The organism is Luteimonas marina (genome assembly GCF_007859325.1).
In the GTDB taxonomy this organism is placed as follows: domain Bacteria; phylum Pseudomonadota; class Gammaproteobacteria; order Xanthomonadales; family Xanthomonadaceae; genus Luteimonas; species Luteimonas marina.
In genome coordinates this window covers 204,626-228,122 of record NZ_VOHK01000005.1, presented here as the reverse complement: position 1 = coordinate 228,122, position 23,497 = coordinate 204,626, and the positions used below count along the sequence as shown (strand labels likewise).

Genomic DNA, 23,497 nt, shown 5'->3' with positions numbered 1-23,497 from the left:
ACGCGACTTTGTGGAAGCGCAAGCGATGTCGCCATTCCCCAGCCCGTTACATCGCGTTACATGGCTTCGTTCAGCTGCAGGCGTTGCGATGCAGCACGCGCATTGCGCGTCGGCGCAGCGCATCGCGACGCGGTTGCGCTGCGCGGCGATGGCATGTTGTGCATGCCTGGCCGTCGCGTGCGCAACGCCATCCGGTGGCGCGCCGGCGGACGCAGGTCTGGTTGAGGTCTGGACCACGACCGCCGACCGGCAGCAGGTGCTGTCTCCTTCGACGCTGGCGATGACGGCTGCCGACAGTGCCGGCGCGGACATCGAGGTCGACGCCCGCACTCGCCACCAGCGCATGCTCGGATTCGGCGCGTCGATCACGGACGCGTCCGCGTGGCTGATCCGCCATCGCATGGACGAAGCGCAGCGCGAGGCCCTGCTGCGCGAACTGTTCGGCCGCGACGGCGACGGCGTCGGCTTCGACTTCGCGCGGCTGACGATTGGCGCCTCGGATTTCTCGCGCACCCACTACAGCCTCGACGATCCGCCCGGCGGCGCGCCGGATCCGGCGCTGCGCCATTTCAGCATCGCGCCGAACCTCGACGACGTGGTGCCGGTGGCCCGGCAGGCGCTGGCGATCAACCCGCGGCTCAGGATCATGGCCTCGCCGTGGAGCGCGCCGGCGTGGATGAAGGACAGCGGCTCGCTGGTCAAGGGCCGCCTGCTGCCGCGGTACTACGACGCATTCGCGCGCTACCTGCTGCGCTACGTCGACGCCTACGCCGAGGAGGGCATCCCGATCTTCGCGCTGACGGTGCAGAACGAACCCGACTACGAGCCCGACGACTATCCCGGCATGCGCTTCAACGCGCCCGGTCGCGCGCGCTTCATCGGCGACCATCTCGGCCCGCTGCGCGACCGGCGACATCCGGACCTGCAGATCTTCGACTGGGACCACAACTGGGACAAGCCGGAGGAGCCGCTGGCGGTGCTGGCCGACGCGGCCGCGTCGAAGCACGTGTCCGCCGTCGCCTGGCACTGCTACGGCGGCGACGTGTCGGCGCAGGCGCCGGTGCGCGACGCGCATCCGGACAAGGACGTGTACATGACCGAGTGCTCCGGCGGCGACTGGGAGCCGGTGCGCAGCGGCGGGCTGGTGCTGCAGGCGCGCACGCTGATCATCGGCACCACGCGCCACTGGGCGCGCGGCGTGCTGTTCTGGAACCTCGCGCTCGACGAGAACGGCGGGCCGCACGCCGGCGGCTGCGACACCTGCCGCGGCGTGGTGACGATCGACTCGAAGACGGGCGAGGTGAGCCGGACCGACGACTACTACGCGCTGGCCCACGCCAGCCGGTTCGTGCGGCGCGACGCCTGGCGGATCGCGTCCACGGACAGCGGCGACGGGATCGACAACGTCGCGTTCGAGAACGCCGACGACGGCTCGCGCGTGCTGGTCGCCAGCAATTCGAACGAGGCGCCGCGGACGATCACGGTGGGCGACGGCGGGCGGACCTTCGTCTACACGATGCCGGCGAAGAGCGTTGCAACGTTCCGCTGGCATCCGGAGGATCGCTAGGGCATTTTCGACTCAATCGCTCGCAGCCAGAGCTTCGCCATCCCGGCGCAAGCCGGGATGACGGTGATGGAACAAAAGACCGGGACGGCCGATCACCCGATCGGCGCGTCCCGGCGGAGGAAGTCTTCAGTTCGTCGCGCAGTCGACCTTGTGGTCGAAGTCGGTGCTGGCCGCGACGCGGGTCAGCGCCAGCGTCGTGCCTGCGCCCGCGCGCAGCGCGAAGGGCACGTCGAGCCTGCCGGTGTCGGCGCCCTGCGCGCGCAGGCACTTCAGCGGCACCGCCAGACGGGTCCACTCGCCGCGCGGCAGCGCCGCCAGCGCCTGGCCGATCTCGACTTCGCCCGTGCAGCCCTCGCCGCAGCCGGCGACCAGCGCCGCCTTGCCGTCGGCGGGCAGCGCGTCCACGCGCAGGGTGGCGACCACCGGCACGTCGCCGTTGGTCTCGCGCGTGAGCTCCAGCGGCGCGTTGGACAGCAACTGCACGGTGCCGCCGCCGGTCCACGCGAACAGGCGCGCGCCCTCCTGCACCTCGTGGTTGATCGCGCTCATCTCCAGCGAACCGTCGGCGGTCTTCGCCGCCGGATGCACGATGTCCATCGCGGTCCCATCCGCGCCCACCAGGCGCAGGGTGAAGCCCGTGGTCGCCACGCCGCGCTCGAACCAGGTGTTGCCCGAATCCGCGTTCGGGTCGATGCCGGGATCCTCCGGCAGCGCGGCGAGGTCGCCGTTGTCGGCGTAGGTCAGGCCGTGGCCGAATGCGAACTGCGGGTCGTAGTTGTCCTGGCCGACGTTGTTGGCGTACTGGTCGGCGCGCCTGGGCCAGGAGAAGCTCAGCTTGCCCTTGAAGTCGTGCTGCGGCTTGCCGTCCGCGCCCTGCAGCAGCACGTCGGCGACGCCGCCGCCCTCCGAGCCCGGCAGCCACGCGGCGACGAAGGCGTCGGCGGCGTTGATCTCGCGGTTGAGCCACAGCGGGCGGCCGCTCAGGAACACCGCGACCACCGGGATGCCATCGGCCTTGAGCTTCTGGATCAGCTCCAGGTCGCCGGACCTGCCCGACTTGAACATCAGGTTCGCCAGGTCGCCCTGGAACTCGGCGTAGGGCTCCTCGCCGAACACGACGACGGCGGCGTCCGGCTTGTCCCGGTACTTGCCGTCGACCGCCAGTTCGGCGCTGCCGCCGGCGGCGGCGACCTGGGCCTTCAGGCCGTCCCAGATCGTATCGGCATTGGGGAAATCCCCGCGCAGGGTGTCGCTGCCCTGCCAGGTCAGGGTCCAGCCGCCGGTCTGCTTGCTCATGTTGTCGGCGCCGTCGCCGGCGACCAGCAGCTTCGTCTTCGGCGACAGCGGCAGCACGCCGCCCTGGTTCTTGAGCAGCACCAGCGACTCGCGCACCGCCTGGCGCGCGACCGCGCGGTGTTCCGGCGCGCCGAGCAGTTCGAACTTGCCGCCGAGCGCGCGCGCCGAGGGCTTCGGCTTCTCGAACAGGTTGGCGCGGAACTTGACGCGCAGGATGCGGCGCACCGCGTCGTCGAGGCGCGCCATCGGCAGGGTGCCGTCCTTTGCGTGCGCCAGGGTGGTCTCGTACAGCTCCTTCCAGCTGTCGGGCGCCATCGCCATGTCGAGGCCGGCGATGAAGGTCTGCGCGCAGTCGGTGTTGCTGCAGCCGCGGACCTGGCCGTGGCCGTTCCAGTCGCCGACGATGAAGCCGCCGAAGCTCATCCGCTCCTTGAGCACGTCGGTCATCAGCGGCTTGTGGCCGTGCATCTTCTCGCCGTGGAAGCTGTTGAACGAGGCCATCACCGCCTGCGCGCCGGCCGCGATCGCGGGCACGTAGCCGGCGGCGTGGATGTCGCGCAGCTGCGCCTCGCTGACCTGGGTATCGCCCTGGTCCTTGCCGTTGCTGGTGCCGCCGTCGCCGAGGAAGTGCTTGACCGAGCTCATGACGTGGTGGTCGTCGAGGAAGCCGTCGCTGCCGGGCTTGCCCTGCAGGCCCTCGACGAAGACGCCGGCGTAGCTGGCCACCAGCTCGGGCGATTCGGAATAGCCTTCGTAGGCGCGGCCCCAGCGGTCGTCCTGTGGCACCGCGACGGTCGGCGCGAAGGTCCACTCCATGCCGGTGGTGCGGGTCTCGATCGCGGTGATGCGCGCGATCTCGCGCAGCAGCTCCGGGTTGCGCGTCGCGCCCAGGCCGATGTTGTGCGGGAACAGGGTGGCGCCGACGATGTTGCTCTGGCCGTGCATCGCGTCGATGCCCCAGATCACCGGGATCGCCTTGCCGCCGCCGCTGGTGTCCATCGACGCTTCCCAGAACGCGTCGGCCAGCGCCAGCCATTCGGCGGGCTTGGCGTTGTACTTGCCGCCGGGATCGGAGCCGCCACCGGCGAGGATCGAGCCGAGCCGGTACTTGCGCACGTCGTCGGGGGTGAGGCTGCCGATGTCGCCCTGGATGATCTGGCCGACCTTCTCCTCCAGCGTCATCGACGCCAGCAGGTCGTCGACCTTCTTCTCCAGCGCCGCATCCGCCGCGAACGGCCACTCGGGCTGCGGCCAGTTGCCCGGATCGACCGTCACCGCGTTCGTGCCCGACGCGGTTTCGGCGCTGCCGGCGCCGTCGGCCGGGGCCGGGCGTTCGCCGCTGCAGGCGGCGAGCAGCAGCGCGGCGGCGAGGCCGGAACAGAGGCGCGAAACGGTGACGCAGGCGCGAGATGTGCTCATGGAGTCGGTTCCCGTGGAGTCATAAGCCTGTGCCGCGGGCACCAATGGCGCGCCGCGACATGACAGCGTTGTCAGAATGTGCACCATACCCGGTCTGCGCCGGCGATGCTTGCTGCACAGCACAAGCGGGAACCCGCGCCTTCCGGAGGGCGAAGCGATGGCACCGCAACGCAGGGCCAGGGGCGCCGCGCACGCGCGCGACGGCCATAACGAGGCGGCCGGTGGCCGTCTGGCAGAATCCGCAGCCTTTCCGGGGAGGACGGGCAGGACCATGGCGCGCGTACGGATCGAGGATGTGGCGGAGGAAGCGGGCGTGTCGATGAAGACCGTCTCGCGCGTGCTCAACGAGGAGCCGAACGTGTCCGAGTCGACCCGCGAGCGCGTGCGCGCGGTGGTCGAACGGCTGAAGTACCGCCCGCACCCGTCCGCGCGCGTCCTCGCCGGGCGCAAGTCCTACCTGGTCGCGATGCTGTACGACAACCCGTCGAGCAACTACCTGATGGAAGTCGAGCTCGGCGTGCTCGACGCCTGCCAGGCCCAGCACTACAACCTGATGCTGGCGCCGCTGGTCTACGACGCCAAGGACATCGTCTCCAAGGTCGAATCGCTGGTGGTGCAGACGCGCGTGGACGGCGTGGTGCTGACGCCGCCGATCACCGACGATGCTGCGCTGCTCGCGCGCCTGGACGAGCTCGACATCCCGTGGGCGAGCATCTCGCCGCGCGAGGAGAACCGCCGCATCGGCGTGATCGTCGACGAGCCCAGCGCCGTGGCCGAGATGATGCTGCACCTGGCCTCGCTGGGGCACCGGCGCATCGCCCACATCAGGGGCCACGCCGCGCACGGCGCCAGCGCATGGCGGCTGGCGGGCTATCGCGACGGACTGGCGCAGGCCGGCCTCGCGGTCGACGAGACGCTGGTGGTGGACGGCGAGTTCTCCTACGACTCCGGCTTCGCGGCCACCAACCGCCTGCTCGACCTGCCCGACCCGCCGACCGCGATCTTCGCCGCCAACGACGACATGGCGGCCGGCGCGATCGGCGCGATCTGCGAGCGCGGGCTGTCGGTGCCCGGGGACGTCTCGGTATGCGGCTTCGACGACACGCCGATCGCGCGCCACATCTATCCTGCGCTCACCACGGTGCGGCAGCCGACGCGCGAGATGGGCCGGCTGGCCGGCGTCGAGCTGCTCAAGGCGATCCGCGACCGCGACGAGGGCGGCATCGTCACCGTGCCGTACGCGCTGCAGCTGCGGCGATCCACCGGGCCGCGCCCGCGCTGAACCCCGGCGAGGGCCCGTCCGGCCCGGCCTCGCGGCCGTGTCCGACAAGACATTTCGCTGCGCTGCAGCATCGTTTTCCGCGGAAAACAGGCCTTTTTGCGGGCGACACCGTTGTCTCGAACAAATGTTGACAACGCTGTCAGTTTCACTTCCAATGCACGAACCCGATCGCAACCCGGTCGCGGCCACCACAACTCGGCTTTCGTGATTCCTTTGGAGAGGGGAGGTTCATGAAACACATGCACGCAGCGCCCAAGCGGCGCCTGTTGACGACGGCGCTGCTCCTGGCGCTGGCTCCGCCGCTCGCGGCGCAAACCGCGGATGACACCGCGCAATCCCCGGACGTCGCGCAAGCGCAGGGGGAACCGGAAACGCTCGACACGATCTTCGTGACCGGCATCCGGGCCAGTCTCGAATCGTCGATGAACCTCAAGCGCGATGCCCAGGGCGTCGTCGACGGCATCGTCGCCGAGGACATCGGCAAGTTCCCGGACACCAACCTGGCCGAATCGCTGCAGCGCATCAGCGGCGTGTCGATCGACCGCACGATGGGCGAGGGCTCGCGGGTCACCGTCCGCGGCGTCGGCCCCGACTTCAACCTGGTGCTGCTCAACGGCCGGCAGATGCCGGCGTCGAGCATCGAGGCGACCAACGCCTCGAACTCGCGCGCCTTCGACTTCGCCAACCTGGCGTCCGAATCGGTCTCCGGCGTTGAGGTGTACAAGACCAGCCGGGCGGCGACGCCCACCGGCGGCATCGGCGCCACCATCAACATCAAGACCGCGCGCCCGCTCGACAGCGGCCCGCTGGCGAATGTCGGCGTGAAGGCCGTGCACGACGCGTCCGTCGACAACCTGCCCGGGCCGATGCGCGGCGACAGCTGGACCGGCGAACTGTCGGGCATCTTCGCCGACACCTTCGCCGACGGCCGCCTCGGCATCGCCCTGAGCGGCAGCTACCAGGACCGCGACTTCGGCTACAACGAGGGCGGCGTGGCCGGCGGCTGGTACGGCTGCCGGCGCTGGTGCGACCCGCTGGCCCAGGCCGAGCCCGCGGCGAACGCGACCAACCCGCCCGGGCCCGACGACAACTACTCGATCCCGCAGAACCTGCTGTACGCCGTCAACTCGGTGCAGCGCCAGCGCACCAACGGCCAGGCCACGCTGCAGTGGGCGCCGACCGACCGCGTCACCGCCACCCTCGACTACACCTACGCCGAGAACAGGATCCAGGCGCGCCGGCACGAGCTGTCCACCTGGTTCAACCTCGCGGCTTCGGAAACCTCGTGGACCGACGGCCCGAACGCGTCTCCGCTCAGCTACACCGAGTACGCGGGCTGCTACAACCCTGCCACCGACCAGTGGACCGGCAGCGACAACGCCAACAACTGCCCGGCCGGCTTCGAGCCGCGCTGGGGCGACCTGGCGATGGCCGGTTCGCTCAACGCGACCAAGAACGAGAACAAGTCGCTGGGCTTCAACGTCGCCTGGGAAGTGAGCGACTCCCTCGACCTCGAGTTCGACTACCACAGTTCGAGCGCCGAGTCGGGTGCAGACAGCCCGTTCGGATCCAACAACGTGATCGGCACCGCCGCCTTCGTGCGCGGCGTGACCAACGTCGATTTCAGCGGCGACTTCCCGGTGCTGTCGGTGCTGCTGCCGCCCGGCGTATCGACGGTGGGCGCGGACCAGATGATGGTGACCGGCTCCTCCTTCCGCAACAGCTACATGAAGTCTGAAGTGGACCAGGGCCAGGCGCGCGGCACCTTCCGCTTCGCCGACTACTCGCGCCTGGACTTCGGCGTGGCCTACACCGAGGTCCAGAACCGCACCGCCTACCACTTCACCCAGCGCGACGACTGGGGTGGCTTCGGCGGCGGCGCGGCGGACTACGCCGACGACCTGTGGATCTCCGACGACATCAGCCGCTACTTCGACCAGTTCCCCGGCAGCGGTGATGCCTTCGGCCAGTTCTTCCTGTTCGACTTCGCGCGCCTGCGCGACGCCGCCATCGCCGCCCGCGGCGGCGACGCGGCCGCCTACCTGCCGCCGGACCACTTCTCCACCGACCGCCGCACCACGGAGAAGTCAAAGAGCGCCTACCTGCAGTGGAGCAACACGTTCGACTTTAGCATGCCGCTCAACGTGGCGGTGGGCGTGCGCTACGAGGAAACCGACATCACCTCCAGCGCGCTGGTGCCGATCGCGACCGGCCTGCTGTGGACCGGCAACAACGAGTTCTCGGTGCAGTTCGGCGATCCCGACTTCACCACCCTGCAAGGCAGCTACGATTACTGGCTGCCCAGCGTCGACCTCAGCCTCGAGATCACCGACAGCATGATCCTGCGCGGCAGCTACGGCCACAGCATCGGCCGGCCGCAGTGGAACCACATCCAGGGAGGGCAGACGCTGGACTCGTTCGCCGCCTATGAGGGCGGCACCGGTGCGCAGGGCGATCCGGGCCTCAAGCCGCTGGAGTCGAAGAACTTCGACCTGTCGTTCGAGTGGTACTACGGCGAGGGCAGCTACCTGTCGGTCGGCTACTTCCGCAAGGACATCGACAACTACATCGGCACCTCGGTCGTCGAGATCTCGCCGTTCGAACTGACCACGCCGGTGGGCGGCGCGTACTTCAACGAGGCCATCGCCAACGGCTGCGTGGAGGGCGGGATCGATTTCCGCGGCTGCGTCCGTCGCTACATCTTCGACAACTACGCCGGCACGCCGGGCGTGGTCCAGACCGGCGTCGGTACGGACGGGCAGCCGCTCGGCACCATCGCCGGGATGCCGGGCGATCCGCTGGCCGTGTTCCGGGTCACGGTGCCGGTGAACCGGGATTCCTCGCAGCTCGACGGCTGGGAGCTCAACGTCCAGCACATGTTCGGCGCCAGCGGCTTCGGCATGTCGGCCAACTACACCATCGTCGACTCCGACCTGACCTACGACGACTACAACCTCTTCGAGCAGTTCGCGCTGGTGGGCCTGAGCGATTCGGCCAACCTCGTGGCGTTCTACGACAAGGGGCCGTGGCAGATCCGTGCGGCCTACAACTGGCGCGATCGCTTCCTGTCGAGCACCTACGACAGCTGGCGGCCGAACCCGGTGTACATCGAGGATTACGGCCAGCTGGACGTCAACGTCAGCTACCAGGTCAACGAGAACCTGTCGTTGCACGCCGAGGCGATCAACCTGACCGACGAGACCATGCGTTCGCACGGGCGCGATGAGCGGCAGGTGTTCTACGCCACCCAGACCGGGCCGCGCTACATGCTCGGCCTCCGCTACAAGTTCTAGGGGTGAACGGTCGCGGCGTGCGGGAGAATCCCGCCGCCGCGGCCGGTTCGCGCGCCGCGGCAGCCGCGGGTTATCGTGCCGCCATCGGAATGTGCGGAACGGACATGCTGCAGTCGATCGATGCGTTGCCCAGGGTTGCCGGAGCTCCGGCGGACAAATGCCTGGAGGAGAGCCTGTCGGCCACCCGGCCGCAGGTGATCCGTGGACTGGTGGCGGAGTGGCCGCTGGTGCGTGCGGCGAAGACTTCCGATGCCGCTGCCGTGGCCTATCTGCGCGGCTTCGCCAACGACGCCACGCCGGCGGTGGCGACGGTCGCCCCGCCGGAGGCGGGCGGGCGCATCTTCTACGACGACGCCTTCGAAGGCTTCAACTTCCGCCGCGAGCAGATCCCGATCAGCGTCGCGCTCGCCACCCTGCTCAAGTATGGCAGCGACGCGGCCGCGCCGATGATCTACCTTGGCGCGACCACGCTCGAGACCTACCTGCCGGGCTTGGCCGCAGAGAACGGCGTCGACCTCGGGCAGCGCCAGCCTCTGGCGAGCATCTGGATCGGCAACCGCTCGCGCGTGCCCGCCCACCAGGACCTGCCAGACAACCTCGCCTGCGTCGCGGCGGGTCGGCGACGGGTCATCCTGTTCCCGCCGGACCAGCTGGCGAACCTCTACATCGGTCCGCTCGACTTCACGCCCGCCGGCCAGCCGGTCAGCCTGGTCGACCCGACTGCACCCGACCTCGCGCGGTTCCCGCGCTTCGCCGAGGCGTGGCGGCACGCGGTCGTGGCCGAACTCGAGGCCGGCGACGCGCTCTTCATCCCGAGCATGTGGTGGCACCACATCGAGGCGCTGGATCCGTTCAACGTGCTGGTGAACTACTGGTGGCGACGGTCGCCGGACTACCTGGACGCGCCGGTCAACGCGCTGATGGCGGCAATCCTGTGCATCCGTGACCTGCCTGCCGGGCAACGCGAGATCTGGCAGGACGTCTTCCGCCACTACGTGTTCGAGTTCGACGCCGAGGCGGTGGCCGGCCATATCCCGCCGGCGGCGCGCCATGCCCTCGCGCCGCTGGACGAGGCCAGCGCATCGCACCTGCGCGCGCATCTGGCGCGCAGGCTGGCGCGCTAGGAAAGGTCTGAAAACTGCCGTGATCCCCGCGAAGGCGGGGATCCAGTGTCTTTGCTATCAAGCGATCAGCGCTTTGAAGTCGCTGGATGACCAGCCATTCGGCTGTTGAAAAGCGATTCCCGCCTTCGCGGGGATGACGAACTGAGCGCGAGTTGTCCAGGCCTTCCCTGGCGTCGCCGCATCCCGGACGGTAGGCCGATCGCCGCGGCGGGGCGGCTCAGTGCCCGCCCGACGCCGCCAGCTTGTCCAGGTCGATCCCCTGCCTGCGCAGGATCCCCGGCGTGCGTGCGGCGTAGAACGCCAGGTAGGCGAAGCAGGCGACGCCGACGATGAAGCTCAGGTGGATGCCGTGGTGGTCGGCCAGCCAGCCCTGGAGCCAGCTGACCAGGCCGCCGCCCATGATCATCATGATCAGCAGGCTGCTGCCTTGGCCGGTGTTGCGGCCCAGGCCGGTGATGGCCAGGGTGAAGATGCACGGCCACATCGTGCTGCAGAACAGGCCGACGCTGATGAAGGCGATCACGCTGGTCATGCCGGTGGTGTTCATGCCGACCAGCAGCGCGGCGATGCCGCACAGCGAGAAGATCAGCAGCATCCGCGCCGGATTGCCGCGGCTGGCGAAGGTGGCCACGACCATCAGCACGATCACCGCGGCGTAGAGCAGGAACTGCGACACCGAGTAGCCGGCGATGGTGTTGACCGCCAGGAACACGCCGAAGGCGAGGTAGGGCAGCAGCAGGGTCAGCACCAGCTTCACCGTCGGCGGCGCGCTGAAGGCGCCGGCCGCGCCGGCCCAGCGGCCGATCATCAGGCTGGCCCAGTACAGCGACACGAACGGCGCGATCATCGACGTGTTGAGGCCGAGGCCGCCCTCTTCCACCGGCAGCTTCAGGTAGGCCGGGAGGTTGGCGATGGTCGAGACCTCGACGCCGACGTAGACGAAGATCGCCAGCATGCCCAGCACCAGCTGCGGATAGGCGAAGGCCGACGACTTGTGCACCAGCTTGCCGGCGTCCTCGGCCTCCTCGTTCGCCAGCTCGTCGAGGTCGATCTTGTTGGGCACCGACGAGAACTTCAGGAACACCGCCACCAGCACGAACGCGGCGCCGAGCACGAGGTAGGGCGTCTTCACCGCCTCGATGCTGGCCTCGGTGCCGCCGGCGGCGACGCTGCCGAAGATCGCCAGGCTCACCAGCAGCGGCCCGATGGTGGTGCCGAAGTTGTTGACGCCGCCGGCCATGGTCAGGCGCTGCGCGCCGGTGGCCGGGTCGCCCATCATGATCGCCAGCGGGTTGGCGGCGATCTGCTGCAGCGAGAAGCCGAGGCCGACGATGAACAGGCCCGACAGCATCAGCCCGAACGAACCCGCGTTGGCCGCCGGATAGAACAGCAGGGTGCCGATGGCCGAGATCAGCAGGCCGAGCGCGATGCCGTTCTTGTAGCCGATGCGGTTGAGCACGTCGGCGCCGATCAGCTTGGAGGTGAAGAAGTAGATGATCGAGCCGACGGTGTAGGCGACGTAGAACGCCACCGCCACGTACTGGCTCTGCGCCTGGCTCAGGTGGAAGGCGTTCTTGAAGACCGGGATCAGGATCTCGTTGCTGGCGGCGACGAAGCCCCAGAAGAAGAACACGGTGATCAGGACGAGGAACTGCGACCAGCGGGTTTGATGGGTGGCCATGGGTCCTGCCGTTGCGAAGTGGGTGGAAGAAATCGGCTGGCGGCGACCGGGAGCGACCCGGCCGCCGCCGGCCCTGCGGGCCGGCCCGGCGCAACGCGCCTCTCCATCGCGCTGCGGCCCTGACTCGGATCCCCCGGGAACTTGTACAGGGCTGGTGACAACGTTGTCAAACATGCTCCGAAAATGAACGCTGATGCGGAGCAAGCATTTGATTTTCCGAAGATTTGTGTGCGTTGCAGCATCGATTTCGCGCGGCCGCCTCGGGATGCGGTTGCTGCCGTTCGCGGCGGCCGTCTTGGCAGCCCGGAACGCGACCGTTAACCTCCGCGCTCCTTTTCCCAAGGCCTCCCCCGCCCGATGTCCACCACCAGCCAGCCCCCGCGCCTGCCGCCACTCGCCTACGTGATCTTCGGCTCGCGCTGGCTGCAGCTGCCGCTCTACCTGGGCCTGATCGTGGCGCAGGGCGTGTACGTGTTCCTGTTCATCAAGGAGCTGTGGCACCTGGTGCACGGCGCCAACAGCCTGACCGAGCAGGGGATCATGCTGCTGGTGCTGGGCCTGATCGACGTGGTGATGATCTCCAACCTGCTGGTGATGGTGATCGTCGGCGGCTACGAGACCTTCGTCTCGCGCCTGGGGCTGCACAACCATCCCGACCAGCCGGAGTGGCTCAGCCACGTCAACGCCAGCGTGCTGAAGGTGAAGCTGGCGATGGCGATCATCGGCATTTCCTCGATCCACCTGCTCAAGACCTTCATCGCGGCCGGCGAGGTGGGCCTGCCGACCTGCGGATCGTCGGAGTTCATCAACGCCTCGCTGGCGCATGCGCAGGCGATCGCCGGCGGCCTGAGCCTGGCGGCGCCGACCTGCAGCAACGTCACCGCCGAGGGCGTGATGTGGCAGTCGATCATCCACGGCGCCTTCATCCTGTCGGCGATGGGCATCGCCTACACCGACAAGCTGATGACCGGCAGCACGGCCAAGCGCGAGCACGCGGCCGGGCACTGAATCCGGGGCACCTTGTCCGCCCGGGGCCAGGCGATGTTCCCCGGGCGGTTCAGCCTTGCGGCTGCGAACGCTGTCCGCAGCGTTCGAAGGTCCGCTTGCGGCGATGGCGGTCTGCGGAACAACCCCGCGTCGCAGGTGCCTGCGAACCCGCACGCATTCCGGCTTGGCCGGATACGCAAAAGACGCTGCAATTCCAGCGCATTTTCCCGTGCCGTTTCGAAGGTTTCCGTGGCAACGGCCGCGTCGTCGCTGGGCCGGCGGACATCATGCTGCACCGCAAAGTGACACGTTCTTAACGACATGCTATCAATTCTGCGCGCTGATGTTAGCGCTAACAAAAACTACAACAACGAGCAAGACTGATGTCTCGGCAAGTGGGTCAAGGCGGGTCGGCGGTCCGGGGAGTTGGATGCGGTCAGGTGATCCGCATCGGAGCGGACGAGCCGACGCGATGCAGGCGCAGCGTCGAGCGCAGGTACTGAAAGGGCGGGCCACAGCGGCCCGCGGTTGCCCCGGAGGAAGGGCGGCATCGAAGAAATTCCTACTGAAGTCATGCAAACGGGGAGGGCGGTCGGATGAAGGTGTGCAGATCTCGAAGTCCCGCACGGACACGAGGGGCGAGGCGTGCCTCGTCGCCAGGCGCAAGCGACATGCTTTTCTTTGCTCACATCCAGTGCTGAGGACATATTCCATGAACCACAAGAAGTTGAAGGGATTGAAGTCGAAGGCGATGTTCACCTTCGTCGGTGGCGTGCTGGTCATCAATCCGGTGTTCGCGCAGGACCCGCAGCAGGCGGAACAGGCGGCGCCGCAGACGCAGTCGACGACGGGCGATGCCTCCACGCTCGACACGATCGTCGTCACGGGGCTGCGCAACAGCCTCGAGAACTCGATGAACATCAAGCGCGACACCCCCGGGGTGGTCGACGCAATCAGCGCCGAGGACATCGGCAAGTTCCCCGACACCAACCTGGCCGAGTCGCTGCAGCGCATCACCGGCATCTCGATCGAGCGCCGCGACGGCGAAGGCGCCCAGGTCACCGCGCGTGGCTTCGGCCCGGGCTACAACCTGGTCACCCTCAACGGCCGCCAGATCCCGGGTGCCGACGGTTTCAGCAGCGGCGGCCTCGAGATTGGCGGCATCGGTTCGGGTACCCGTGGCTTCAACTTCGCCCAGTTGGCCTCCGAGGCCGTCAGCGGCGTGACGGTGTACAAGACCGGCCGTGCCTCCCAGCCCAGCGGCGGCATCGGTGCCACGGTCGACATCCTGACCTCGCGCCCGTTCGCCCACCCCGGCGGCGAAATCGTCGCCAGCGGTGGAATCAAGGCGATGTCCGACGAGTCGCAGGTCCTCGGCAGCGACTTCACCCCCGAAGTCTCGGGCATCTTCAGCTACGCCAACCCGGACAAGACTTGGGGCGTGAGCGTGAATGCCAGCTACCAGGAGCGTCACGGCGGCTCGGTCCAGGCCACCCAGAACGGCTGGAACGTCGCGCGCTGGACCGGCACTGACAACCGCTTCCGCCCGGATGCGGTCATCGAGAACGCTCCGGCCGTGGGTCAGCTCTACAGCATGCCCAATGACGTGCGTTACGCGTACCAGGACTTCGAGCGCGAGCGCATCAACGCGCAGGCAGTGCTGCAGTTCGCCCCGACCGACGCGGTGGTCTTCACCCTGGACTACACCCACTCGAGCAACGAGATCGCCCAGAATCGTGGCGAGCAGACCCTGTGGCTGCAGAACAACCTGACCCACGTGACCTTCGATGGCGATCCGCTGGTGGCGACCCCGTCGTACATCCGCGACCTGGCCGGCGGCGGCAAGGACTTCGGCTTCGAGCAGCAGCGCGACGAGCAGAAGTTCGAGCTCGACTCGATCGGCCTGAACGTGAAGTGGGACGTCAACGACCGCCTGTCGCTGACCTTCGACGCCCACAACACCAAGAACAGCAGCCGTCCGAACGACCCGGTGACCGGCGGCAGCTCCACCGCGTTCAGCTTCGGCGGCTTCGCCCCGGATCCGAGCACCAACAACTGGACCCAGGAATACGAGTTCAACAACGGTCTGCCGATCGCATGGCGCACGCTGTACCCGACCACCGCGGACGCGCTGGCCGGCACCAACGGCGTGGTCAATGGTGACTTCGCGCCGGAGACCTTCGGCAGCCAGATCATGCGCATCTGGTCGACCCGCCAGAACAGCGAGGTCAAGCAGGGCCGCATCGACGGTGAGTTCGCGTTCGACAACGGCCGCTTCCAGTTCGGCGTCGACTCCAGCGACAGCAAGATGCGCCGCCTGAACGTCGACGGCCATGCGCACCTGATGACCCTGGGTGACTGGGGCTCGGTCGACCGCGGCCAGATCGCCGATATCGCCTCGCTGCTGCGCCCGTTCAGCATCACCGACCAGTTCGACGACTTCCACGTCGGCCAGGCCAGTTCGAACGTGTGGATCGGCAACGCCAGCGAGCTGGCCCTGTGGGCTGAAGGCCTTTGCGCCAGCGGTACCGAGCCGGCGGCGTGGGCGGCGAACAACCGTTGCGACGGCATCTCGTCGCGGGTCCGCGGCACGTATGACAATGACAACCTGGTCCAGGAGAAGACCCGCTCGGTGTACGTCCAGTGGGAGATGGAGGGCATGCTTGGCGGCTTCCCGACCTACACGGTTGCCGGCCTGCGTTACGAGAAGACCGACCTGACATCGACTTCGGTCATCCAGGTGCCGGGTGCCATCGCGTGGCTGTCGAACAACGACTTCCAGGTGCAGACCTCGCCTGAAGCCATGCCGTTCGACGAGAGCTTCAGCTACAGCTACCTGCTGCCGAACCTCGACTTCAGCATCGACTTCACCAGCGACATCAAGGGCCGCGCGTCGTTCAGCAAGACGATCGCCCGCGCCCCGTACGGCAACCTGTACGCCGGCCCGAGCGCAGGTGGCCCGAGCGGCTCGACCCTGTACGGCGAGCAGTTCCGTGCCACGGGCAGCGCCCAGAACCCGTCGCTGCTGCCGCTCGAGTCCGACAACGTCGACCTCGGCGTGGAGTGGTACTTCGCTCCGGCCAGCTTCATCGGCGTGACGTACTGGAACAAGCGCGTCAAGAACTTCATCGGCAACACGGTGGTTCGCGAGAACCTGTACGACCTGGCCGACCCGACCACCGGTGCGGATGCACAGGCGGCCAACGCGTTCCTGGCCAGCGCCCAGTGCGCCGCCCAGGTGACGGCGGCCGGTGGCGACCCGGCCGAGGGCTGCAAGCAGGACTACACCACCCTGTTCGCTGCCACCGCGCTGATCCGTTACGCCGGCGAGACCGGCGGCCTGGCGGCGTACGACGGTTCCAACGCGCAATCGCTCGCGCTCGAGGCCCAGTACGACATCATTGGCAATGCCGGCCTTGGCGACCCGCTGTACATGTTCGACGTCAACCGCCCGATCAACCAGCGTGCTGCCACGCTGCACGGCTGGGAAATCGGCGGGCAGTACTTCTTCGGTGACACTGGCTTCGGCGTCCAGGCCAACTACACCCTTGTGAGGGGTGACGTGGGCGTGGATCGTGCCGCCGATCCGGGTACGGACGTGTTTGCCCTGACCGGTCTGAGCGATACCGCCAACGTCGTGCTGATGTACGAGAAGTACGGCTGGTCGGCGCGTCTGGCCTGGAACTGGCGTGACGAGTACCTGATGGCTGCCAACCAGAACGGCAACAACCGCAATCCGTACTTCGTCGAGGAGTACGACCAGATCGACCTGACGGTGAGCTACCAGCTGACCGACAATCTGACAATTGCGGCTGAAGCCATCAACCTTACCGGCGAGGACGTCCGCTGGAGCGCGCGTTCGCACAACCAGTTCGTGCGCGTGGTCGACCAGTCCCCGCGTTACATGGTGGGACTCCGTTACAGCTTCTGATACCAACCCTCTCCAAGGGTCGGAAGCTGTGAAGAGTGGGGGGCCGTTGCGCGCGCAGCGGCCCCTTTTTTCATCTCCCAAGAGAGGAAATCCAAAAAAACTGTCATTTCGACCGCAGGGAGAAATCCCGTTTCCGGTGTAGGGAAAAGGAAGATTTCTCCCTGCGGTCGAAATGACAGGATTTCCTTTATTTCCCGCAACCTGCCGCTCGCCTCGTTTCCGGCGCGCGGCAGTGGCATGATGGTGGAGTTCGCAACCGGCATCGAACGCGGCGGTGGGCCGCGTCGATGCCGCGACACCGGGGCACTGCTGGAGCCAAAATGGCCCGTTACGAATTGCTCAACAACGTCGCGCACAGCCACCTGCGCGTTTCCGCGCGTTTCAGCGCCGATTACGGCGATGACGTCGGCATGGTCGAGGCATTCCCGACCGAGTTCGCCGAGATGCAGCGCGAATACCCGATTTTCTTCCGCAAGGATTCCGACGGCTCGTTCCATGCCGTCGCACTGCTCGGCTTCGGGCCGAACGAGAACCTGTACCTGCGCGATGAGGCATGGCAGGCCAACTACCTGCCGGCGGTGATCGCGCGTGGTCCGTTCCTGATCGGTTTCCAGGAGCAGATGGTCGACGGCGAGCTGCGCAACGAGCCGGTGCTGCACGTCGACCTGGATCATCCGCGCGTGCGCGATGGCCACGGCCACCCGGTGTTCGCACCGCAGGGCGGCCATAGCCCGTACCTGGAAAAGGTGATCCGGGTGCTGCGCGGGCTGCACGCCGGCGCCGGCGCGGCCAAGACCATGTACGCAGAGCTGGAGCGCCTGGAGCTGATCCAGCCGGTGCAACTGGACGTGCGTTTCGACGACGACAGCCAGATCAACCTCGAAGGCCTGTACGGCATCGACCGCGAGCGCCTGGCCGCGCTGGACGCCACCCAGTTGCACCAACTGCACAGCGCCGGCTGGCTGGAAGGCGTCTACCTGCTGGTGTCCTCGCTGCACAACATGCAGCGGCTGGTCGCCGAGAAGCAGAGCAGGCTGCACGCACAGGCAGCGGGCCGGGCGGCCTGAGCATGTTTGACCGGCTGCCCAAGGTGCGTGTCTTGGAGGGTTTCAGCGCCGGGACCTTGCCGGTCGATCGCCTCATTGCCGAGAACCTGCCCACCGTGCTTCCGGGCGTGGCTCGCCAGTGGAGCCTGGTGCAGGCCGGGCTGGAATCGCCGCAAGCGGCAATGGCGCAGTTGCGTGCCAGCTACAACGGGCGTCCGGTGCAGTACAACTGGGGCGAGCCGGCCACTGCCGGCAGGCCGTTCTACAACGACGATTTCACCGCCCTGAACTGCCAGGTGCGGCGCGGCACCCTGGACCAGGTGCTCGACGAGCTGGCTTCGTACCTGGACGACCCGGCGCCGCCGACCTATTACATGGCCTCGCTGCTGCTCGACTACTGCCTGCCGGCGTTGCGGGAGGGCAACGACCTGGGCCTGGAGCGGCACGGCGTTTCCGCTCCGCCCAGTATCTGGATCGGCAACCGGGTGACCGCCTCCTGCCACTACGACGCGCCGAACAACATCGCCTGCTGCGCGGTCGGCCGTCGCCGCTTCACCGTGTTCCCGCCGGAGCAGGTGCACAACCTGTATCCGGGGCCGCTGCAGCCCACGCCGGGCGGCCAGGCGGTGAGCGTGGTGGATTTCGACGCCCCGGACCTGGAGCGCTTCCCGCGCTTCGCTGCGGCGATGGAGGCCGGCCAGACCGTCGTGCTGGAGCCGGGTGATGCGATCTTCATTCCCAGCCTGTGGTGGCACCACGTGAAGGGACTGGATCCGTTCACCGTGCTGGTCAACTACTGGTGGAGCAGCATGCCGGAGTGGATCCCCACGCCGATGCACGCGCTGAACATGGCGCTGTGGTCCATCCGCGATCGCCCCGAGCACGAGAAGCGTGCATGGCGGGAGCTGTTCGAGTACTACGTGTTCGGCCCGGCCGGGCTGGCCGGTGCGCACCTGCCCGAGCAGGGCCGCGGCGAGCTGGGTCCGTTCGATGAAACCGCCGCCCGGCGCATGCGCGCGGCGTTGCTGTCCAGACTCAACCGCTGACCGCCCGTGGGCAGCGGATTCCGGCGCCGCGCTGGTGCGACGTCGTTACCTGGCCAGCCGCCTTCGCGGCGGGCCCTTGAATGGAGGGGTATCTTGGAAAAGAACCGGATCCGCAGGGTGGTCATCGCCGGTGGCGGCACCGCGGGCTGGGTGGCGGCGTGCGCGTTGACCCACCAGTTCCGCGACCTGCTGGACATCACCCTGGTCGAGTCGGAGCAGGTCGGCACCGTCGGCGTGGGCGAGTCCACGATCCCCACCATCCGCACCTTCCACAAGCTGCTGCAGATCGACGAGCGCGAGTTCCTCAGCTCGGTCGCCGGCAGCTTCAAGCTGGCGATCTCGTTCGAGAACTGGATCCGTCCGGGTTCGCACTACTTCCATCCGTTCGGCACCACCGGCGTGAACACCTGGTCGGTCGACTTCCACCAATTCTGGCTGGAAAGCCGCCGCCGCGGCATGCAGAGCGAACTGGGCGACTACTGCCTGGAAACCGCCGCCGCGCGCAAGGACCGCTTCGCCCTGTTCAATGCCGGCCAGAACACCCAGCAGTGGTCGATGCGCTGGGCCAAGGCGGCCACGGCGATGGAGCGTAGCGATGTGAGCTATGCCTATCATTTCGACGCCGGGCTGTATGCCGCGTTCATGCGCATCAAGTGCGAGGGCAGCGGACTCAAGCGCATCGAGGGCAAGATCGCCCAGGTACACCAGGATCCGGAGAGCGGCCACGTGCAGTCGCTGGTGCTGGAGGACGGGCAGGTCATCGAGGGCGACCTGTTCATCGACTGCACCGGCGCACGCGCGGTGCTGAGCGAGCAGGCGCTGCACACCGGCTACGAGGACTGGAACCACTGGCTGCCCAGCAACCGCGCGGTGGCGCTGCAGACCGAAGCCGATGGGCCGGCGGCGCCATACACGCGCGCGATCGCGCACGAGGCCGGCTGGCACTGGAAGATCGCGCTGCAGCACCGGATCGGGTGCGGCATCGTGTTTTCCGATGCGCACATGTCCGACGACGAGGCGACCGCCAAACTGCTCGCCGAGAATCCGGCCAAGCCGCTGCGCGACCCGTGGATCATCCCGTTCCGCACCGGCCGCCGGCGCAAGGCCTGGAACAAGAACGTGATCGCGCTGGGTCTGGCGAGCGGCTTCATCGAGCCGCTGGAGTCCACCAGCATCCACCTGACCCTGAGCGCGGTCACCCGCCTGGTGCAGTTCTTCCCGTTCGAGGGCATCAGCGAGGCGGCGGTGGACCGCTACAACCAGGTCAGCCGCCAGGAGCTGGAGCACGTCCGCGACTTCATCGTGCTGCATTACCACCTCAACCAGCGCGACGAGCCCCTGTGGAAGCAGTGCCGCGAAATGGAACTGCCGCCGGGCCTGGCCGAACGTATCCAGGTGTTCCGTGAGACCGGCTACGCGTGGCAGGGGGAGGACGAGCTGTTCCGCCTCGACTCCTGGACCCACTGCATGCTCGGCCAGGGCGTGGTGCCCCAAAACCACCATCCGCTGACCCGCGCGCTGTCGGACGCCGATCTCAAGCGCCTGCTCGAGGGTGTGCGCAAGCCGATCGATGGCGCGGTGGCGGCCATGCCGAGCCACCAGCAGTTCCTCGACAGCTACTGCAAGGCCCCAGCCTCGGCCTGGGAACAGATGTACGCACGCGCCCGGCAGCATGAGCGGGTGACCGGCAAGGTCGCGGGCGTCGGCGGAGACCTGACCAGGTGACGCGCAGATGCTGATCCAGGCGCACCCCGGACTGCGCCTTCAGGTACGGCGGATCGGCGCGGAAGGGGCGCCGCTGCTGGTCATCGACCAGGCAGTGGCAGATCCCGAGCGGCTTGTGCGCAAGGCCGAGCGCGGCCACTTCACGTCTCAGGGGGCGATGTTCCCGGGTGTGCGGATCCGCGCGCCGATTTCCTATGAAGTGTTCCTGGAGCAGCTGATCCGGCCACTGTTGGCTGAACACTTCGGGTTGCCGCCGCAGGGGCGGCTCACCTTCCCGCTGTGCCACTACTCGCTGGTGACCCTGCCACCGGAGCAACTGGTTTTCCTGCAGCGCGTACCGCACATCGATTCGGTGCAGGCCAATGGCCTGGCCACGATGCATTACCTGTTCCGTGGGAACTGGGGCGGCACCGCCTTCTACCGCCATCGCGCCACCGGCTTCGAGTATGTGGACGCGGCGCGCCATCAGACCTACTACCAGGCCCTGCAGGAAGAGAGCCGGCGAGAGGACGCGACCGACCCGGGTTATATCAATGGGGATTCCGCCTTGTTCGAACAGATCGGCAGCGTCGACGGCGTGTACAACCGCCTGGTGGTCTACCGGCGCAACTCGCTGCATTCGGGCAACATCGACAGCCATCGGGTGCCGCCGGCCGACGTGCAGGCCGGGCGGCTGTCGATCAACAGTTTCATCGACGTGCTGTCCTGACGGATCCCGCGTCCGCGACATGAAGATGCCGTCATCCCCGCGAGGGCGGGGATGACGGCATTTCTTCGTCGCGGGGACGACGGCGACGGAACCTCGCGCCCCGGCGCCCCGGTAGAATGCGCGCATGGATGTCTCGCACCTGCTCGACGGGCTGAATCCGGCCCAGCGCGAAGCCGTTTCCGCCCCCCCAGGCCACTACCTCGTCCTCGCCGGCGCCGGCAGCGGCAAGACCCGCGTGCTCACCCACCGCATCGCCTGGCTCAACGAGGTGGTCGGGGTGCCCGCGCACGGCATCTTCGCGGTGACCTTCACCAACAAGGCCGCCGCCGAGATGCGCCACCGCATCGACGCGCAGCTGCGCCACGGCTCGCGCGGCCTGTGGATCGGCACCTTCCACGGCCTCGCCCACCGGCTGCTGCGCCTGCACTGGCAGGACGCGAAGCTGCCGGAAGGCTTCCAGATCCTCGACAGCGACGACCAGCTGCGCCTGGTCAAGCGCGTCGTGCAGCAGCTGGAGTTCGACGACGCGCGCTTCCCGCCGCGGCAGATCGCGTGGTGGATCAACGCGCAGAAGGACGAGGGGCGGCGGCCGCAGCATATCCAGTCCGGCGGCGACGAGTGGTCGGAGGTGATGCTCAAGAGCTACGTGCTGTACCAGGAGCGCTGCGACCGCGCCGGGCTGGTGGACTTCGCCGAGATCCTGCTGCGCGCGCACGAGCTGCTGCGCGACCACCCGCCGCTGCTGGCGCACTACCGGCAGCGCTTCGGGCAGCTGCTGGTGGACGAGTTCCAGGACACCAACGCCATCCAGTACGGCTTCGTCCGCCTGCTGGCGGGCGACAGCGGGCAAGTGTTCGTGGTCGGCGACGACGACCAGTCGATCTACGGCTGGCGCGGCGCCAAGGTCGAGAACATGCAGCGTTTCCTGCGAGACTTCCCGGGTGCGCGGACGATCCGGCTGGAGCAGAACTACCGCTCCAGCGCCAACATCCTCAATGCCGCGAACGCGGTGATCGCGCACAACCCGGAGCGCCTCGGAAAACAGCTGTGGACCGACAGCGGCGAAGGCGAGCCGATCGACCTGTACGCGGCCTACAACGAGATCGACGAGGCGCGCTTCGTGGTCGAGCGCATCGCGCAGTGGGTGCAGGGCGGCGGCAGCCACGGCGAATGCGCCGTGCTCTACCGCAGCAACGCGCAGTCGCGCGCGTTCGAGGAAACGCTGCTGGCCGAGCAGGTGCCGTACCGCGTCTACGGCGGCGTGCGCTTCTTCGAGCGCGCCGAGGTCAAGGACACGCTCGCCTACCTGCGACTGGTGGCGAACCGCGGCGACGACGCGGCGTTCGAACGCGCGGTCAACACGCCCGCGCGCGGCATCGGCGAGCGCACGCTCGACGAGGTGCGGCGGCTGGCGCGCGGCGCCGGCGTGTCGCTGTGGGAAGCGTCGCTGCGCGTGCAGCAGGGCAATGCGCTGCAGGCGCGCGCGCGCAACGCGCTGGCGGGCTTCCATGCGCTGGTCGACGCACTCGACGGCGAGGTCGCCGAACTGCCGCTCAAGGACAAGATCGACCACGTGCTGCTGCGCTCGGGCCTGCGCCTGCACTACACCAACGAGTCCAAGGGCGCCGCGGATTCGCGCGTCGACAACCTCGACGAGCTGGTCTCGGTGGCCTCGCGCTTCGTCAAGGGCGACGAGGACGATGCCGCGCAGCTGAGCGAGCTGGTCGCCTTCCTCGCCTACGCCGCGCTGGAGGCGGGCGAGGGGCAGGCGCAGGCCGGTGAGGACGGCGTGCAGCTGATGACCCTGCACAGTGCCAAGGGCCTGGAGTTTCCGCTGGTGTTCCTCGCCGGCATGGAGGAAGGCCTGTTCCCGAACGCGCGCTCGGTCGAGGAAAGCGGGCGGCTGGAGGAAGAGCGGCGCCTGGCCTACGTCGGCATCACCCGCGCGCGGCAGAAGCTGGTGCTCAGCTACGCCGAATCGCGGCGCCTGCACGGCCAGGACATGTACGGCGTGCCCTCGCGCTTCCTGCGCGAGATCCCGTCGCCGCTGCTGCACGAGGTGCGCCCGCGCGTGCAGGTCTCGCGGCCCGCGTTCGCGCCGCGCCCGCGCCGCGACTGGGGCCACGCCGCGCTCGACGAATCCCCGGGCCTCAGGCTCGGCCAGAACGTCGTGCACGCGAAGTTCGGCAGCGGCGTGGTCACCGACCTCGAAGGCAGCGGCGCGCATGCGCGCGTGCAGGTGAACTTCGACGAGGCCGGGAGCAAGTGGCTGGTGCTGGCCTACGCCAATCTGTCCCCGGCGTGATCCCTCCGTCCTGGCTCGCGTAGGAGCGCCTTCAGGCGTGATGCGTTTCCGGGGAAATCGAGAAAAGAGCATCGCGCCTGAAGGCG

The 23,497-nt window shown here is 68.0% G+C and carries 13 protein-coding genes; 11 read left to right on the top strand and 2 right to left on the bottom strand.

Annotated elements, in window-relative coordinates; translation table 11 throughout:
• The first annotated feature begins 88 nt into the window (after positions 1 to 88).
• On the top strand, positions 89 to 1,567 hold the full coding sequence (locus FQY83_RS12685) for a glycoside hydrolase family 30 protein (RefSeq protein ID WP_146388328.1): 1,479 nt from the start codon (positions 89 to 91) through the stop codon (positions 1,565 to 1,567).
• A 126-nt stretch (positions 1,568 to 1,693) separates the two neighbouring features.
• Here FQY83_RS12685 and FQY83_RS12680 read toward each other — a convergent pair whose 3' ends face one another.
• Positions 1,694 to 4,282, bottom strand: a complete 2,589-nt coding sequence (locus FQY83_RS12680; RefSeq protein ID WP_146388327.1) for a glycoside hydrolase family 3 protein — start codon at positions 4,280 to 4,282, stop codon at positions 1,694 to 1,696.
• A gap of 271 nt (positions 4,283 to 4,553) precedes the next feature.
• On the opposite strand from FQY83_RS12680, the gene FQY83_RS12675 reads away from it, so the two are divergent.
• The 3 genes from FQY83_RS12675 to FQY83_RS12665 all read left to right on the top strand — a co-directional run bounded on the left by FQY83_RS12675 (position 4,554) and on the right by FQY83_RS12665 (position 9,981).
• Positions 4,554 to 5,564 (top strand): LacI family DNA-binding transcriptional regulator, encoded by a 1,011-nt coding sequence (locus FQY83_RS12675; protein WP_146388326.1) that lies wholly within the window; start codon positions 4,554 to 4,556, stop codon positions 5,562 to 5,564.
• A gap of 230 nt (positions 5,565 to 5,794) precedes the next feature.
• Positions 5,795 to 8,857, top strand: a complete 3,063-nt coding sequence (locus FQY83_RS12670) for a TonB-dependent receptor (RefSeq protein ID WP_146388325.1) — start codon at positions 5,795 to 5,797, stop codon at positions 8,855 to 8,857.
• Between the two features lie 104 nt (positions 8,858 to 8,961).
• A complete protein-coding gene (locus FQY83_RS12665) occupies positions 8,962 to 9,981 on the top strand; it encodes a cupin-like domain-containing protein (RefSeq protein WP_146388324.1) in 1,020 nt (339 codons plus the stop codon).
• Positions 9,982 to 10,198: 217 nt separating this feature from the next.
• Here FQY83_RS12665 and FQY83_RS12660 read toward each other — a convergent pair whose 3' ends face one another.
• Entirely contained in the window at positions 10,199 to 11,662 is a 1,464-nt protein-coding gene (locus FQY83_RS12660; protein WP_146388323.1) for an MFS transporter, read from the bottom strand.
• Positions 11,663 to 12,019: 357 nt separating this feature from the next.
• On the opposite strand from FQY83_RS12660, the gene FQY83_RS12655 reads away from it, so the two are divergent.
• From FQY83_RS12655 to uvrD, 7 genes are all read left to right on the top strand, one after another.
• Entirely contained in the window at positions 12,020 to 12,670 is a 651-nt protein-coding gene (locus FQY83_RS12655) for a TIGR00645 family protein (protein ID WP_146388322.1), read from the top strand.
• A 691-nt stretch (positions 12,671 to 13,361) separates the two neighbouring features.
• Positions 13,362 to 16,580: a TonB-dependent receptor gene (locus FQY83_RS12650; RefSeq protein ID WP_146388321.1), complete on the top strand. Its 3,219-nt coding sequence runs from the start codon at positions 13,362 to 13,364 to the stop codon at positions 16,578 to 16,580.
• Positions 16,581 to 16,900: 320 nt separating this feature from the next.
• Entirely contained in the window at positions 16,901 to 17,647 is a 747-nt protein-coding gene (locus FQY83_RS12645; RefSeq protein ID WP_146388320.1) for a SapC family protein, read from the top strand.
• A 2-nt stretch (positions 17,648 to 17,649) separates the two neighbouring features.
• Positions 17,650 to 18,672 (top strand): cupin-like domain-containing protein, encoded by a 1,023-nt coding sequence (locus FQY83_RS12640; protein WP_146388319.1) that lies wholly within the window; start codon positions 17,650 to 17,652, stop codon positions 18,670 to 18,672.
• A 93-nt stretch (positions 18,673 to 18,765) separates the two neighbouring features.
• A complete protein-coding gene (locus FQY83_RS12635) occupies positions 18,766 to 20,397 on the top strand; it encodes a tryptophan halogenase family protein (RefSeq protein WP_146388318.1) in 1,632 nt (543 codons plus the stop codon).
• 7 nt (positions 20,398 to 20,404) lie between these two features.
• Positions 20,405 to 21,106: a DUF6445 family protein gene (locus FQY83_RS12630; RefSeq protein WP_146388317.1), complete on the top strand. Its 702-nt coding sequence runs from the start codon at positions 20,405 to 20,407 to the stop codon at positions 21,104 to 21,106.
• Between the two features lie 124 nt (positions 21,107 to 21,230).
• Complete coding sequence (gene uvrD / locus FQY83_RS12625; protein ID WP_146388316.1) at positions 21,231 to 23,411, top strand: DNA helicase II; 2,181 nt, start codon at positions 21,231 to 21,233, stop codon at positions 23,409 to 23,411.
• Positions 23,412 to 23,497: the final 86 nt, after the last annotated feature.

Bases quoted from the DNA above. Each gene is read 5' to 3' on its own strand.
- FQY83_RS12685 (WP_146388328.1), top strand. From the start codon at position 89: ATGCAGCACGCGCATTGCGCGTCGGCGCAGCGCATCGCGACGCGGTTG.
- FQY83_RS12680 (WP_146388327.1), bottom strand. From the start codon at position 4,282: ATGAGCACATCTCGCGCCTGCGTCACCGTTTCGCGCCTCTGTTCCGGC.
- FQY83_RS12675 (WP_146388326.1), top strand. From the start codon at position 4,554: ATGGCGCGCGTACGGATCGAGGATGTGGCGGAGGAAGCGGGCGTGTCG.
- FQY83_RS12670 (WP_146388325.1), top strand. From the start codon at position 5,795: ATGAAACACATGCACGCAGCGCCCAAGCGGCGCCTGTTGACGACGGCG.
- FQY83_RS12665 (WP_146388324.1), top strand. From the start codon at position 8,962: ATGCTGCAGTCGATCGATGCGTTGCCCAGGGTTGCCGGAGCTCCGGCG.
- FQY83_RS12660 (WP_146388323.1), bottom strand. From the start codon at position 11,662: ATGGCCACCCATCAAACCCGCTGGTCGCAGTTCCTCGTCCTGATCACC.
- FQY83_RS12655 (WP_146388322.1), top strand. From the start codon at position 12,020: ATGTCCACCACCAGCCAGCCCCCGCGCCTGCCGCCACTCGCCTACGTG.
- FQY83_RS12650 (WP_146388321.1), top strand. From the start codon at position 13,362: ATGAACCACAAGAAGTTGAAGGGATTGAAGTCGAAGGCGATGTTCACC.
- FQY83_RS12645 (WP_146388320.1), top strand. From the start codon at position 16,901: ATGGCCCGTTACGAATTGCTCAACAACGTCGCGCACAGCCACCTGCGC.
- FQY83_RS12640 (WP_146388319.1), top strand. From the start codon at position 17,650: ATGTTTGACCGGCTGCCCAAGGTGCGTGTCTTGGAGGGTTTCAGCGCC.
- FQY83_RS12630 (WP_146388317.1), top strand. From the start codon at position 20,405: ATGCTGATCCAGGCGCACCCCGGACTGCGCCTTCAGGTACGGCGGATC.
- uvrD (WP_146388316.1), top strand. From the start codon at position 21,231: ATGGATGTCTCGCACCTGCTCGACGGGCTGAATCCGGCCCAGCGCGAA.